The sequence below is a fragment of the Collinsella sp. D33t1_170424_A12 genome, from assembly GCF_015554865.1.
Lineage (GTDB): Bacteria > Actinomycetota > Coriobacteriia > Coriobacteriales > Coriobacteriaceae > Collinsella.
On the sequence record NZ_JADNJJ010000009.1, the window covers coordinates 1 to 2,254 of the forward strand.

Consider the following 2,254-nt stretch of genomic DNA (forward strand, 5'->3'; position numbering starts at 1 on the left):
CAAGAAGGAGGAGCGCACCAACCAGATCCACGGCTTCTATAACAACAGCGGCCAGGGCGGCATCGCGCCCAACTTCGGCATCTCCGAGATCGGAACCTTCGCGCAGGAGCACGGTTCCGAGATCGTCTACGTGTACGCGCTGGGTCGAGGCGATGCAAACGACGCCGCCGACCTCATCGAGTTCCTCAACGCCGCAGCGGGCACCAATCCCAACGGCGGCACCGCCTGGGCCGACGTCCGCCGCGACCTCGGCCACCCCGAGCCGTTCAACGTGCGCTACTTCGAGATCGGCAACGAGATGAACCAGGGCGGCGCCGACGGCAACTCGTCGCAGCAGTACTGGACCGCAAGCGTTCCCGGCGGACCCGAGAAAGCCTATATCGACGGCGGCACCGCCTCGTTCACCAACCAGTACGCCGTCGTGCGCGGCAACTGGAACGAAACCGCCTCAAAATCGACCGGCAAAGCCAACCAGGAGTTCGGCATGCGCTATGCGCGCGTCGAGCGCGATAAGAAGGCGTCCGACTACGCCGATTTCACCGCGGTGAACGTCGGCTCCGTCAAGGTGAAGGTGGCGGGCGAGGAGTGGCGCCGCGTCGACGACCTCAAGGCCGCCGGCGCCGCCGACAAGGTCTACCAGCTCGACGCCAAGACCGGATACTTCACCTTCGGCGACGGCGCCCACGGCATGATTCCCGCCAAGGACGCCAAGATCACCGTCGACTACTCCGTGAACCGCGACGGCTTCGTGGCCGTCTCGCGCAAGATGCGCGAGACCATGGCGCAGATCAACGCCGATCGCACGCGCGCAGGCCAGCCCGCGGGCGAGATCCACATCTACTCGAGCTACGAGACCGAGGGCTTCGTCAACAAGATGCACGAAGGCGGCCACGATGCGCTGTACGACGGCCTCACCATCCATCCCTACTCGGGCGACCCCGGCAACAACGGCAATAACGAGGCCTTCTACCTGCAGGCCATGAAACTCGGCGACAACAAGCGCGAGCACGTTGCCGGCTACGTCAAGCTCATGCAGAAGTACGACCCCAACAAGGTCCCCGTCATCAGCGAGTACGGCATCTTCCGCTCGCAAAACCTGCTCCTGCGCTCCCAGACGCACGCGCTCTACATCGCGCGCGCCATCATGGACTACGTGGAGCTGGGCAGCCCCTATATCCAGAAGCACTGCCTCGTCGACTGGTACTCCGATGGCGCCGACTCGCTCGGCCCCACCCAGCAGGCCGTGATCCAGGCCGTCCCCGTGAAGGGCAGCGGCGACACCAAGACCGGCGAGGGCGCCTTCACCTTTTTCAAGACGCCCAGCGCAAGCGTCTTCACCATGCTGAACGGCGGTTTCGGCACGAACATCGTGACCGCCCGGACAGCCGCCATGCCGGCGCTCTCCAACGGCGTGAAGCAGTACGACGTGATGGCGTCTACCGACACCGCGGGCAACACCTACGTCGCCATCGTCAACCTTGGCCTCGCCGAGGCGGGCGCCATGAAGCTGAGCATCCCCGGCGTCGACCTCACCGGCCGCGCCCTCGAGATCCGCTCGCTCGCCGGCGACGACTTCACAGCCGCCAACACGCCCGAGCGACCCGACGCCGTGCGGATCGATACGAGCACGATGACCGCCGAGCAGGCCGCGCCCCGCATCGAGCTTGCGCCGCACTCCTTCACCGTCGTGAAGGTACCCGCCCAACAGCAGCCGGAGCCGCAGCCCATCGAGCGCACGGTGACGTTCGACCCCGGCTACGAGGGTGCAACCGCCACGCAGGTGAAGGTCGTCGACGGCCAGAAGGTGGCCGAGCCCGCGACGCCTGCACGCGAGGGCTATGAGTTCCTCGGCTGGCTCAACGGCACCGAGCGCTACGACTTCGACGCGCCCGTCACCGGCGACCTCGTGCTCACCGCCTCCTGGAAGAAGATAACGGCGCCCGTGGCGAAGCACACCGTCACGTTCATGAACGGCGACGCCGTGTTTGCCACGGCCGAGGTGGAGAGCGGCTCGACCGTCTCCAAGCCGCAGGACGACCCCGTCCGCGCGGGCTACACCTTCGAGGGTTGGACGCTCGACGGCAAGCCGTTCGACTTCGGCACCGCGGTGACGGACGACCTCACGCTCGTCGCCGGCTTCAAGAAGGACGTCGCGCCGGAGCCGGAGCCCCAGCCGCAGCCCGAGCCGCAGCCGCAGCCGCAGCCCAAGCCCGAGCCGCAGCAGCCCGCGCGCCCCGGCGGCCTTCCCACAACC

Annotated in this window: 1 protein-coding gene; it reads left to right on the forward strand. The window is 67.0% G+C overall.

Going from position 1 to position 2,254, the window contains the following annotated elements; translation table 11 throughout:
* The coding region (locus I2E26_RS00455) for an InlB B-repeat-containing protein (protein ID WP_195419184.1) at window positions 1–2,254 on the forward strand (2,254 nt) is incomplete at both ends.